This is a genomic window from Ruegeria sp. YKSD179 (assembly GCF_059612885.1).
The window spans coordinates 54041-66993 of sequence record NZ_JBXWRL010000016.1; the positions used below are offsets into that span (position 1 = coordinate 54041).

Sequence of the window (12953 nt, forward strand, 5' to 3'; positions counted from 1 at the left end):
CTGACCACACGCAGGGGTAGCCTATGACAATAAACGAAAGCCGTTTTCTATCCGACCTGCATAAGCTGCGCGAATTTGGCGCCTCGGGCGTCGGGAAAGGAGTTGTGCGACCGGCCTATTCCGAGGCCGATATCGCCGCACGTAAATGGCTGGCGCAGAAAATGGCCGACGCGGGTCTGGCTCCGCATTTTGACCCGGTTGGAAATTTGTTCGGGCTGGCACCAGGGCGTTCTCTGTTATTGGGGTCACATTCCGACAGTCAGCCCGAGGGTGGTTGGTTGGATGGGGCGCTGGGCGTTGTCGCAGCGCTGGAGGTTGCCCGGTCCGTTAAACAACAAATTTCTGTTGTCAGCTTTCAGGACGAAGAGGGGAGATTTGGCGTCACTACAGGATCGGCCGTTTGGTCCGGTGGCTTGCCGTTGGATAAAGCGGATTCATTGACCGACGCGTCAGGGATTACTTTCGCCGAGGCAAGATCATCGATGTCTGACCTGTCTGACGATTTTGTGGACCAGGCCCGGTTCGAGGGCTTCATCGAGCTTCATATCGAACAAGGTCCAACACTAGACGCGCAGGGCGATCAGATAGGCGTGGTCACCGATATTGTTGGTATTCGTGATGTGGTCATCACTTTCGATGGGCAGCAAAATCACGCCGGAACGACGCCAATGCATCTCCGCCGGGACGCATTTCAGGCGGTTTCGCAATTCAACGCGATGATCAACAATCGCTTTAAGAACGTGGTCACTCCCCAAACTGTATGGACAATTGGCCGTGTCGATCTTCACCCCAATGCATCGTCAATCGTGCCAGGGCGCGCTCGCTTTTCCATGCAATGGCGAGACGGTGACGCAAATCGTTTGGAGCGAATGGAAGGGATTATCCGGGAAGCTGCACAGGAGGTCGCAGAGAGTGTTGGCCTCGGCCTCAGTTTCGGCACGATGCTTGGGTTAGAACCAGTTTCCATGGATACTAAGTTGCGTTCTGCCCTTCAAATGGGTGCGGAAACAGTCGCGCCGGAACGGTGGCAAAAAATTCCATCGGGCGCGTTGCATGACGCAACTAACGTGGCCCGGCTGATGCCTGTTGCTATGCTTTTCGTACCTTCCATCGCTGGGATCAGCCACGATTTTTCTGAAGACACCGCCGAAAGCGATTTGGTTGCGGGTTTACGCGTATTGGAACACGCGGTTCTCAGTCTTAATGCATAATGCTCTTTAACTTGTGTGTTGCTTAACGGAAAAAAGTTTCCTATAGGAAATATTACCGAATGCGCTGGTGTACGATTGGGTTCGATGCAGTCCGCCGGGGCGTTTGCGACTACTGAAAACGACCGTCCCAAAAGGCGTGTGCCAGTGGGGTCTAATGTATTCGATCGTTGCAAAATGTCCGGCTTGCTTCAGACTGATTGGTAAGCGCGCAGACTGATAGGAACGAAAAGGTAATCGCCATGACCGACGCACCAAAGCGCACGCCCCTTTACGATCTTCATGTCGAACTTGGTGGCAAGATGGTTGATTTTGCCGGTTGGGAGATGCCCGTTCAATATCCGCTGGGTATTATGGGGGAACATAAACAGTGTCGCGAAAAAGCAGCCCTATTCGATGTGAGCCATATGGGTCAGGTGATCCTAATGGGTGAAAATGTAGGGGAAAAGCTGGAAAGCCTTTGCCCCCAGGCCTACGCGACATTGAAGGAAGGTAAAGCACGTTACGGGTTTTTCACGAACACAGACGGCGGAATTATGGACGATCTGATCGTGTCAAACGCAGGGGATCATTATTTTGTCGTGGTTAACGCTGCGCTGCGCCATCAAGATATCCCACACATGAAAGCCAACTTGGGCGGCGTCGAAGTGACCGAAATTTTCGATCGCGCGCTAGTTGCCGTACAGGGTCCCAAGGCTGAGGAAGTTGTGGGTGGGCTATGCCCGGCCGCGCGGGACCTGAAGTTCATGGAAACAGCCATAGCCGAAATCAAAGGCGTGGAATGCCGCATTTCGCGGCTCGGCTATACCGGCGAAGACGGTTACGAGATTTCGATCCCCGATGATAACGCAATTGAGATCACACGGGCGTTTCTGGCGCATGAGGATTGCGAACCGGCAGGACTGGGTGCTCGTGACAGCCTGCGGCTGGAAGCGGGCTTGTGCCTATATGGTAACGACATTGACCAGACGACTTCGCCGATTGAGGCCTCTTTGGGTTGGGCAATTCAGAAACGCCGCAAGGAAGAAGGCGGATTTCCCGGAGCCGAGCGTGTGCAGAAGGAACTGGACGAAGGACCATCACGCCGGTTGGTAGGAATCAAGCCCGAAGGAAGGGCGCCTGCCCGCCAAGGGGTCGAAATTCAATGTAAGGAAGGCAACACGATTGGTCACATTACCTCTGGCGGTTTCGGGCCCACCGTCGGGGGGCCGATTGCTATGGGTTATGTTGCCAAGGGTCACGGCGAACCCGGAGAAACGGTTAATCTGATTATAAGGCGCAAGCCGCAGCCAGCGCAGATTGTGGCGTTGCCCTTTGTCACCCAGAACTACAAGCGTTGAAGTGAGGAGAGAGAAGAAATGGCGACCTATTATTCAGAAGAGCATGAGTGGCTGACAGTTGAAGGGGATACGGCGACTCTGGGCATTACGGCGCACGCGGCGGAACAGCTTGGCGATGTGGTGTTTGTTGAGCAGCAAGAGGTCGGCGACGAATTCGAAAAAGACGGAGAGATCGGGGTGATCGAATCTGTCAAAGCAGCTTCGGAAATCTATGCCCCGGTAGACGGAGAGATAGTTGAAGTGAACGAGACGCTTGCCGATAACCCCGGTGCACTAAATGAAGATCCAGAAGGGGATGCTTGGATCTACAAAATCAAGCTGGCGGATGCGTCGCAACTTGAAGATCTGATGGATCTGAATGGGTACAAAGCCTTCATCGGCTAACAATCTGGCGGAAGCCCGAGCGGCACCGCCCCACAAAACTTAAAAAACACTACTGTCGGTAGCTATTGCTAGATCAGCAGAGTGAGACATTCCTTGAGGAGCGCAATAATGGCCTTCAAACTGACCGATTATGAAGCTTACGATTTTGCCAATCGCCGCCACATAGGACCTAGTCCGACCGAGATGCGCGATATGCTCAAGGTGATCGGCTTCAAGACTCTGGATCAGCTAATCGACGCTACCGTTCCTCCGGCTATTCGACAAAAAGAACCGCTGGACTGGGGTCCTGCGATGACCGAGCGTGACGCGTTGTTTTACATGAAAGAGGTGGCGGGCAAGAACAAGGTTCTCACTTCATTAATTGGTCAAGGCTACTATGGAACTACAACTCCGGCTCCGATCCTTCGCAACATTTTGGAAAACCCGGCTTGGTACACTGCCTATACGCCTTATCAACCCGAGATCAGCCAGGGCAGGCTGGAGGCGCTGCTGAATTTCCAAACGATGGTCAGTGATCTGACGGGTCTGGATGTCGCTAACGCGTCCCTTTTGGACGAAGCAACTGCGGCCGCCGAAGCGATGGCAATGGCTAAGCGTGGTGGGCGGTCAAAGGCGAACAACGCTGCCTTTTTCGTTGACCGTAATTGCCACCCGCAAACGATTGAGGTGATAAAAACCCGCGCCGAGCCTCTGGGTATCGATGTAAAAGTGGCGGACCCGGACCAATTGGATGCTGGTGCAGTCTTCGGCGCAATATTCCAGTATCCTGGAACGCACGGCCATGTACGCGATTTCACTAATGAAATTGCCGCCCTGCATGAGCACAAAGCGATAGCCATCGTTGCGGCAGACATTCTCTCACTGGCATTACTTAAGTCGCCCGGCGAAATGGGGGCGGATATCGCGATTGGCTCAACCCAACGCTTTGGTGTCCCAATGGGCTATGGCGGCCCGCATGCTGCTTACATGGCGACGACCGACAAGCTGAAGCGTGCGATGCCGGGGCGGATCATCGGTGTCAGTATCGACAGCCGGGGCAACAAGGCCTACCGCCTTGCACTTCAGACCCGTGAGCAGCATATCCGTCGCGAAAAAGCCAACTCTAATGTCTGCACCGCGCAGGCCCTATTGGGGGTCATTGCGTCGATGTATGCAGTTTACCACGGCCCTGACGGTATCAAAGCTATTGCTCAGTCCGTGCATCGCAAGACTTCGCGATTGGCTGCCGGTTTGGAAGAAGCTGGTTTCACTGTCGAACCAGAAGTGTTCTTTGACACCATTACTGTCGAGGTTGGACACCTGCAAACGACCGTTATGGAGGCGGCGGTGGCGCGGGGCGTCAACCTGCGCCGTGTAGGTCATACTAAAGTTGGCATCAGTCTTGATGAACAGACTCGGGCTGAAACGATTGAAGCTGTGTGGGGCGCCTTTGGTATCGACCGCGCGGATGATAGCTCGAACGTTGCCTATCGCCTTCCCGACTATGCGCTGCGCGAGACGCCGTACCTGACCCACCCGATCTTCCACAAGAACCGGGCCGAGGCTGAGATGACACGCTATATGCGCCGTTTGGCGGACCGCGACTTGGCTCTGGATCGCGCGATGATCCCGCTTGGTTCATGCACCATGAAGCTGAATGCAACTATCGAAATGATCCCGGTCACATGGCCCGAGTTCGGCAACCTACACCCCTTTGTTCCCGAAGATCAGGCACAGGGTTATCATGAGATGATCGCTGATTTGAACGATAAGCTGTGCCAGATCACCGGCTATGACGCAATCTCGCAACAGCCTAATTCGGGCGCACAGGGCGAGTATGCAGGTCTGTTGACCATTCGGAATTATCACATCGCTCGCGGCGAAGGGCACCGCAATGTATGTTTGATTCCGACTTCTGCGCATGGCACCAATCCTGCCTCGGCCCAGATGGTGGGTTGGCAGGTCGTGCCGGTGCAATCTGACGAAAACGGAAATATTGATTTGGCAGACTTCCGGGCGAAAGCCGAAAAGCACACCGATCAACTGGCCGGCTGCATGATCACTTATCCGTCCACCCATGGCGTGTTCGAAACCACCGTGCAGGAGGTCTGTCAGATCACCCATGACCATGGCGGTCAGGTCTATATCGACGGGGCGAATATGAATGCCATGGTCGGTTTGTCGCGTCCCGGAGATATCGGCGGCGATGTCAGCCACCTTAACCTGCACAAGACGTTCTGCATTCCGCATGGAGGCGGTGGCCCCGGTATGGGGCCAATCGGTGTGAAAGCCCACCTGACTGAACATTTGCCCGGCCACCCGGAATATGGCACCGCGGTGGGGCCAGTTTCGGCGGCACCATTTGGCTCCCCTTCCATACTGCCGGTCAGTTGGGCCTATGTTCTGCTAATGGGTGGCGCGGGTCTTACGCAAGCAACCAAGGTTGCGATACTGAACGCCAACTATATCGCTGCACGACTAAAGAACTCCTATCCAATCCTTTACACATCTGAAACGGGTCGCGTGGCGCACGAATGTATATTGGACACGCGTCCACTCGATGCCGAGGCACACGTAACGGTGGATGACGTGGCCAAGCGTCTTGTAGACAGCGGCTTTCATGCGCCGACCATGAGCTGGCCAGTAGCTGGAACGTTGATGGTTGAACCGACAGAGTCTGAACCCAAAGATGAACTGGATCGTTTCTGTGATGCGATGCTCTCGATCAGGGCCGAAGCGCAGGATATCATTGACGGCAAGATCGACGCGGAAAACAATCCGCTGAAGAACGCACCCCACACCGTGCGTGATCTGGTTGGCAGCTGGGATCGTCCGTACACCCGCGAACAAGCCTGCTTCCCGCCGGGTTCGATGGGCGTTGACAAGTATTGGTCTCCGGTCAATCGCGTCGACAACGCGTACGGTGACAGAAATCTGGTCTGTACTTGCCCGCCGATGTCGGAATACGAGGAAGCGGCTGAGTAAGTACCGAACCGCGCCACAAAACCGTGCCCGCGGAATGACGCTCGGGCACGATTTCTTTCGCGTGTGGAAGGTTTGCTCCTCTTAACTGGAGGCAGCTAAAGTGACTATTCCGGGCGCGAAGCGGGCACTTGACCTGACCAGAAAAGAAATCCCCATGGAGGCAGAACCAACACACGCTGAGCATCTTGCAAGATGGCAAATAGAGGTGCTGCCGTAACCAGTTGCGAGAACGTATATACGCCTTCATAGTTCTCGTTGAACTACTGATGGAGGAGCTGCCAATGCCTGCCCGTAACCGCTTTGCAGAGCTGCACGCCGAGATTACCGAGTGGCGGCAGGACATTCACGCAAACCCCGAGCTGCGTTTTGAGGAGTACCGCACTTCAGCCAAAGTCGCTGACTTGCTTACCGAGTTCGGTTGTGACGAGGTGACCACCGGAATCGGCCTCACTGGCGTAGTGGGGGTTATCCATGGACGCAAGAAAGAATCCGGCAGAGTGATTGGCTTTCGCGCAGATATGGACGCGTTACCCATTCCTGAAACCACCGGCGTCTCCCATGCATCTACAAATCCCGGAACCATGCATGCCTGCGGGCATGACGGGCATACGGCTATGTTGTTGGGCGCGGCGAAGTACCTGGCCGAGACTCGAAACTTTGATGGCTCTGTAGTGTTGATTTTTCAACCTGCAGAGGAGGGCAGCGGGGGTGCGCGCGCAATGTTGGACGATGGGTTGTTGACCCGTTGGGGCATTCAGGAGGTTTACGGCATGCACAACTGGCCGGGAATTCCTGCGGGCCAGTTCGCTGTTCGCGACGGGCCGCAAATGGCCGCGACCGCCTTCTTCGAACTCACTGTGAACGGTCGGGGCGGGCATGCGGCTCTGCCACATAAGGCGGTGGATACAACCGTTGCAGCCGCACACGTGATCGTGGCGTTGCAAACTATCGCCGCGCGGAACATTGACCCATTGAAAACAGTGGTCGTTTCCACCTGTGGGATGCGCAGCGACAGCAACACCTTCAACGTGATTCCTGACGAGATCAAACTCCGTGGTACCGTGCGATACTTCGACCCTGAGGTTCACGAGACGGTGCAAAAACGACTGCGAGAGATTGCCGAACTAACGGCAAAGGCCCACAATGCCGAGGTTTATCTGGATTACTCTCCGCGCGTGCCGCCGACGATCAACAATCCCGAAGCCGCCGCGCGCGCGGCAGAGGTCGCGCAATACATTTCCGGTTCTGTCATTCGCGAATTTGACCCAGTTATGCCGGGCGAAGATTTCTCTGAAATGCTCGCCGAACGCCCGGGTGCCTATCTCTTCATAGGCAACGGCGACAGCGCTGACCTACACAATCCGTCCTATGATTTTAACGACGAATTGATACCGGTGGGCTGTAGCTGGTACGCCGAAATGGCCGAGCGGCGTATGCCGTTGGGCTGAACGCTCCGATGGCAAACGTCGAGAAAATCGTTGGAAGACTGTTTCCATCGCCACGCCTAACTTGTCGGAGCAAATTCCGGGAGGGTGAAAACCTGCGTTGATTGGGACATCCCCGCCAAAGTGTGATGTCCCAAAGGCTGCAGTGGAACTGAAACATCCGCTGCAAACTCCGAGGACAAAACCAACGGAGTTTCAAGTGACTTACACAAGCCTTCAAGACGGTTAACCTGGTTCACCGCGGGACCAATGGTGGTGAAGTCCAGTCTGCGTTCGGTGCCAACATTACCATACATTACTGAGCCGCGGTGGAGGGCAATCCCGAATTCTATTTTGCCGCCATGTTTTTCCCACTTGGTGTTTTTTTCTTTCGCGCGCGACACGCAATCCAGCACTGAAGTCAGGGCAGCCCGACACATGTCGACTGCGGGTCTGGTTTTCTTGTCAATTGGGAAGATTGCCATAACTGCGTCGCCTATAAACTTCAGAACTTCGCCACCATGGTCTTCCACTGATCCTGCTGTGCAATCGAAGTAATCATTGATCAACGCGAGATACCGCTCCAATGGCATGTCTTCAGCCATTCGGCTAGAGTTTCTCAGGTCGCAATAGAACAACACACAGTCTATTGCGCCGCCGTCACCGCGTTCAATGACGCCGTCCAATACCCGGTTCCCAGAGTAGCTTCCCAGATACGCATCCAACAAACCCTGTGCCAGAAGACGTGATTTTGCAGTTTTTATTACCAGCGCGAGGGCGGGCATAAGCGCCTGGATGTAATTGATTTCAGAGTCGCTGAAACCGCCTATGCGCCGGGTAGTAATCGACATTACGACACCTTCCATCCCTGGTGGAAAGTCTGACCAACGACTGGTGTCATCGCGATGGTAACTCTCAAAAAGTGCGATGTAATCCGTTATGCCATCTGCACGAAGGTCTTCCAGGATCGGGAAATTTTGCCCGGCCTGTTCATCCTCCAGCTTGTAGCGCCGATAGATGTCTCCGCTGCACGCTAATTCAAAAAAGGGGGTATTTCGAAATCTGGGAGTATCCAGCTGATCCCGTGGAGTCAGCTCGGCTTTTGCCTGATCGTCGCGTACGGTCCAAAGAACGTTTAGGGCACCAAATATTGGATGCAGTACCATACCCCCAACGTTTATTCGAACAACAGGTATGCCCGCGGAAACAAGTCTGTTGCCAAACCCTTGTACGACTTCTTCAGCGGTAACGTCGCGAAGACCACACCTCATCAACCAAGTGGCGACGCTGTCTAATAGTGGTGACCTACTGAACTCAATCATACCGGAACGCCTTCTTATCGAAGAAAGGGGTTTTTAAATAGGTGGGCTATGGGGCCGCATACCGTCCGGAAACAATGAAAACGGAGCGCCTTGACCCGAGCAATTCTCCCTAATGTAGCATAGCACAAAGAATAACTTCTATAATGGGCCTCTGTCTTTATGTTTGCGAGGGAATGGGTCGTGGCGATCAGTCAATGCAGGGCTTATCACAACCTCGACAAGGCGTGGCGGTCCTGGGCTAGGGATGGTCTTCAAATGGGTGGTTCTGCATGCAGGGTGGTCAGATTGAATGATATAAGCTTGCCAGCGCTGGGAATAATCAACTTGCGGATCTGGAATTTTACCCGTGTAACTACTTCGATCGGTCAAACTTTGGGCTACAAAGCCGAGTAAAAGGAGAAGACTGTACAGATATCGGGTCCTTCGACGGTCATATAGAAAAACGTTACTTTTTGACTGGTCGTACTGTGACTGAAGGGCCAAACGTGGAGGAAACGCATGCCAAAGTCAGATCAGATCAGGAAAATTCAGACCCAAGGTGTACATCACATCACGATCAACGGGGCTGACCGACAGACCTCGATAGATTTCTGGGAAGGCGTGCTGGGGATGCCTTTCATTTTCGACCAGCCAAACCTGGACAACCCCAATGAGGGACATCTTTATTTCGACCCGGGCGATGGCCGACTGATCACGATCTTTACAAACGAAGAGCGGACGCCGGATGCCAACCCTGTGCCAGAAGCCATAGGTTCACTGCATCACCTAGCACTCAACGTCAGCCAAGCAACGTTCTGGCAGGTCGCAGACCGTCTGGACGCGAGAGGCGTCAAACACTCCGGTCCAGTCGATCGCGGGTTCATGGATTCGATTTACTTCCGCGACCCCTTGGGTCTTCGACTTGAGCTCGCAAGCTACAGATTTGACCCACCCGAGGGTTGCCGCCACGCCGACGTGATGATCGAGGCGCATAAGATTCGCGTTGCCGAAGGCGATCACCACATCGATCGTGAACACCTGGCTGACGCAATTGCATTGCTGGTAGAACGCAGGCACAATTCATTATCCGGAGACAGATCACCACGTAACGCGTATTGAAGATTCGCCTGTTGCTCTTTCGTATGCAGGTCAGGCTGTACCGTTCCGCGCTTCTGCTTTGGTAAGGGCTTGTTTTGTAGAGGCTGTGGCCGGATGTAGTTTTCGCTTCGGTGGGTTCCCTCCCGGATACATCATCAACTGCTGCGGTTTCGCTTTTGTCAAATTTGAGCCAATCGGAAACATGCGATCCAGTTTGTTCGGATTCGGCGTGACGTTTTCCAACGCCGAAGGTTCTTTTCCACTTGCCGTTCTTCCCTGGGGTACGTAGGCGTGTCGGTGGGACACCCCTCCCCAACGAGGGGCGTGTATCTGGAAGGGTAATACACATGGCTATCGAACAACCGGCGACGCGGCCGGCTAATCCGCGTTTCTCCTCGGGCCCTTGCGCCAAACCCCCTACATTTGATCTGACCAAACTGTCCGACGCCGCATTGGGCCGGTCGCACCGCGCTGCAATCGGCAAGGACAAGTTGAAAGCTGCCATTGAAGGCACACGTGAAGTTCTGGGTATTCCAGCTGATTACAAGATCGGCATTGTTCCCGCCTCGGACACAGGCGCGGTCGAAATGGCGCTCTGGTCGTTGTTGGGCGCGCGCAAGGTTGAGATGTTGGCTTGGGAAAGTTTTGGCGCTGGCTGGGTGACCGATGTAGTCAAACAGCTTAAAATTGACGCGGAAGTGAAGACCGCGGATTACGGGCAGATCGTCGACCTGGCTTCGGTCGATTTTGCCAATGATGTGGTGTTTACCTGGAACGGTACGACTTCTGGTGTGCGGGTACCTGATGGCGAATGGATTGCAGATGACCGTCAGGGTCTGACGATTTGTGATGCGACCTCGGCGGCTTTTGCGATGGACTTGCCTTGGGAGAAGTTGGATGTGACTACGTTCAGCTGGCAGAAGGTTCTGGGCGGAGAAGCTGCCCACGGGATGCTGATCTTGAGTCCCCGGGCGGTGGAAAGGCTTGAGAGTTATACTCCAGCATGGCCATTGCCCAAGATTTTCCGCCTGACCAAAGGTGGCAAATTGATTGATGGCATCTTTTCTGGCGCGACGATCAATACCCCTTCGATGTTGGCGGTTGAGGATTATTTGTTCGCGCTGGACTGGGCGCGGACCGTAGGTGGCCTGCAGGGTTTGATCGCCCGGGCTGATGCGAATGCTGGCGCGGTACATGCGTTCTGTGACCGGAACAATTGGATTGCTAATTTGGCCGAGGACGTCGCGACGCAATCTAATACATCGGTTTGCCTTAAGTTCACCGATGCCCGTATTCAGGATGGCGCAACATTCGCCAAGGCCGTGGCCAAACGGCTTGAGGCCGAGAACATCGCTTTGGACATTGGTGCTTACCGCGACGCGCCTGCGGGTCTGCGCATCTGGTGCGGCGGTACGGTCGAGACTTCGGATATCGAAGCGATGCTGCCTTGGCTGGCTTGGGCTTTTGAGTCCGAGATCGCGGCGCAAGCCGAAGCCGCCTAATCCGTTTCTGTCTTCGCTGGGCCGTCTTAGGCCCAGACATCTCATTACATTCAAGGACCGTAAACATGGCCCCTAAAGTTCTCGTTTCCGACAAACTCAGCGAAACCGCTGTTCAGATATTCCGCGACCGTGGTATCGATGTCGACTTCATGCCCGATCTGGGTAAAGACAAAGAAAAGCTTGCCGAAGTGATTGGTCAATATGATGGCCTGGCCATTCGTTCGGCCACCAAGGTTACTCCAACCATTCTGGACAAGGCAGAAAATTTGAAGGTCATTGGACGGGCCGGCATCGGAACGGACAACATCGACAAGGATGCCGCCTCGAAAAAGGGCGTGATCGTGATGAATACGCCCTTCGGCAATATGATCACCACAGCCGAGCATGCGATTGCGATGATGTTTGCCGTGGCAAGACAAATCCCAGAGGCCAGCACCTCGACCCATGCGGGCAAGTGGGAGAAGTCCAAGTTCATGGGGATTGAGTTGACCAATAAGACCCTCGGCGTGATCGGCGCAGGCAACATTGGTGGCATTGTCTGCGAACGTGCCTTGGGCCTGAAAATGAAGGTCATAGCATATGATCCCTATCTGGGCGAAGAAAAAGCCGCGCAGATGGGTGTAGAGAAAGTCGAACTGGATGAACTGTTGGCCCGCGCAGATTTTATCACGCTGCACGTTCCGCTGACAGACCAGACGCGAAATATCCTGAGTCGCGAAAACCTGACCAAAACCAAGCAAGGTGTGCGTATCATCAATTGCGCCCGGGGCGGATTGGTAGACGAAGAGGCGCTGGCCGAGATGCTGCAGTCGGGTCACGTCGCAGGCGCGGCGTTCGACGTGTTTAGTGCAGAACCTGCCAAAGATAACCCGCTGTTCAACTTGCCCAACGTGGTTTGCACGCCGCATCTGGGAGCGGCAACGACCGAAGCACAAGAGAACGTAGCGCTTCAAGTGGCCGAACAGATCTCGAACTATTTGCTGACCGGCGCAGTAGAAAACGCGTTGAATATGCCAAGTGTCACCGCAGAAGAAGCCAAGGTAATGGGCCCCTGGATCAAATTGGCGGGACATCTGGGCAGTTTCATCGGTCAAATGACGGATGAGCCGATCAAGGCGATCAACATCTTGTACGACGGTGTCGCGGCCGAAATGAATCTGGCGGCGCTTAACTGTTCAGTGGTCGCGGGGATTATGAAAAAGTTCAACCCCGAAGTGAACATGGTTTCGGCCCCAGTAGTCGCCAGGGAGCGGGGTATTCAAATCTCAACGACAAATCAGGACAAGTCGGGTGCATTTGAAGGTTATATCAAAGTCACCGTCGTGACCGAAAAGCGGGAACGTTCGATCGGCGGCACCGTGTTTAGTGACGGCAAGCCGCGGTTTATCCAAATCAAGGGGATCAACATCGATGCCGAGGTGGGCGCGCATATGCTTTACACCACCAACGAGGATGTGCCCGGTATTATCGGAGCGTTGGGGCAAACGATGGGTGCGCACGGCGTTAACATCGCGAACTTTACCTTGGGACGTAAAGAAGCCGGGGGCGAAGCTATCGCCTTACTTTACGTCGACGAGCCAGTTCCGGCCGAGGCTCGGGCAAAGCTGGCTGAAACCGGTTTGTTTACACAAATCAAGCCGTTGGAGTTCGATGTGGCATAAACGCCTTGTTGAATTTGGGAGACAGTTCAGGGTCTGCGTCAGCAATGGCGTGGGCTTTGGCTTTTTTGTTT

At 54.5% G+C, this 12953-nt stretch carries 9 protein-coding genes; 8 read left to right on the plus strand and 1 reads right to left on the minus strand.

Annotation, left to right across the window (positions count from 1 at the left end; all coding sequences use genetic code 11):
• The first annotated feature begins 23 nt into the window (after positions 1-23).
• The 5 genes from AC2FNE_RS10610 (at position 24) to AC2FNE_RS10630 (ending at position 7344) form a co-directional block, all read left to right on the plus strand.
• A complete protein-coding gene (locus AC2FNE_RS10610) occupies positions 24-1211 on the plus strand; it encodes a Zn-dependent hydrolase (RefSeq protein WP_170603106.1) in 1188 nt (395 codons plus the stop codon).
• 239 nt (positions 1212-1450) lie between these two features.
• Positions 1451-2548, plus strand: a complete 1098-nt coding sequence (gene gcvT, locus AC2FNE_RS10615) for a glycine cleavage system aminomethyltransferase GcvT (protein ID WP_496805337.1) — start codon at positions 1451-1453, stop codon at positions 2546-2548.
• Positions 2549-2566: 18 nt separating this feature from the next.
• Positions 2567-2932: a glycine cleavage system protein GcvH gene (gene gcvH, locus AC2FNE_RS10620; protein ID WP_170479401.1), complete on the plus strand. Its 366-nt coding sequence runs from the start codon at positions 2567-2569 to the stop codon at positions 2930-2932.
• A 108-nt stretch (positions 2933-3040) separates the two neighbouring features.
• Positions 3041-5896, plus strand: a complete 2856-nt coding sequence (gcvP, locus tag AC2FNE_RS10625; protein ID WP_496805338.1) for an aminomethyl-transferring glycine dehydrogenase — start codon at positions 3041-3043, stop codon at positions 5894-5896.
• Positions 5897-6177: 281 nt separating this feature from the next.
• Positions 6178-7344 (plus strand): M20 aminoacylase family protein, encoded by a 1167-nt coding sequence (locus AC2FNE_RS10630; RefSeq protein WP_170603110.1) that lies wholly within the window; start codon positions 6178-6180, stop codon positions 7342-7344.
• A gap of 56 nt (positions 7345-7400) precedes the next feature.
• On the opposite strand, the gene AC2FNE_RS10635 is transcribed toward AC2FNE_RS10630, so the two are convergent.
• A complete protein-coding gene (locus AC2FNE_RS10635; protein ID WP_170479395.1) occupies positions 7401-8642 on the minus strand; it encodes an adenylate/guanylate cyclase domain-containing protein in 1242 nt (413 codons plus the stop codon).
• A gap of 516 nt (positions 8643-9158) precedes the next feature.
• On the opposite strand from AC2FNE_RS10635, the gene AC2FNE_RS10640 reads away from it, so the two are divergent.
• The 3 genes from AC2FNE_RS10640 to serA all read left to right on the plus strand — a co-directional run bounded on the left by AC2FNE_RS10640 (position 9159) and on the right by serA (position 12882).
• Complete coding sequence (locus AC2FNE_RS10640; RefSeq protein ID WP_170479689.1) at positions 9159-9740, plus strand: VOC family protein; 582 nt, start codon at positions 9159-9161, stop codon at positions 9738-9740.
• A gap of 326 nt (positions 9741-10066) precedes the next feature.
• Positions 10067-11221, plus strand: coding sequence for a phosphoserine transaminase (locus AC2FNE_RS10645; RefSeq protein ID WP_170603112.1), 1155 nt, complete (start codon positions 10067-10069; stop codon positions 11219-11221).
• Between the two features lie 65 nt (positions 11222-11286).
• Positions 11287-12882 (plus strand): phosphoglycerate dehydrogenase, encoded by a 1596-nt coding sequence (gene serA / locus AC2FNE_RS10650; RefSeq protein WP_170603114.1) that lies wholly within the window; start codon positions 11287-11289, stop codon positions 12880-12882.
• Positions 12883-12953: the final 71 nt, after the last annotated feature.

Excerpts from the sequence above, each read along its gene's own strand:
- AC2FNE_RS10610 (WP_170603106.1), top strand. The coding sequence starts at position 24 with ATGACAATAAACGAAAGCCGTTTTCTATCCGACCTGCATAAGCTGCGC.
- gcvT (WP_496805337.1), top strand. The coding sequence starts at position 1,451 with ATGACCGACGCACCAAAGCGCACGCCCCTTTACGATCTTCATGTCGAA.
- gcvH (WP_170479401.1), top strand. The coding sequence starts at position 2,567 with ATGGCGACCTATTATTCAGAAGAGCATGAGTGGCTGACAGTTGAAGGG.
- gcvP (WP_496805338.1), top strand. The coding sequence starts at position 3,041 with ATGGCCTTCAAACTGACCGATTATGAAGCTTACGATTTTGCCAATCGC.
- AC2FNE_RS10630 (WP_170603110.1), top strand. The coding sequence starts at position 6,178 with ATGCCTGCCCGTAACCGCTTTGCAGAGCTGCACGCCGAGATTACCGAG.
- AC2FNE_RS10635 (WP_170479395.1), bottom strand. The coding sequence starts at position 8,642 with ATGATTGAGTTCAGTAGGTCACCACTATTAGACAGCGTCGCCACTTGG.
- AC2FNE_RS10645 (WP_170603112.1), top strand. The coding sequence starts at position 10,067 with ATGGCTATCGAACAACCGGCGACGCGGCCGGCTAATCCGCGTTTCTCC.
- serA (WP_170603114.1), top strand. The coding sequence starts at position 11,287 with ATGGCCCCTAAAGTTCTCGTTTCCGACAAACTCAGCGAAACCGCTGTT.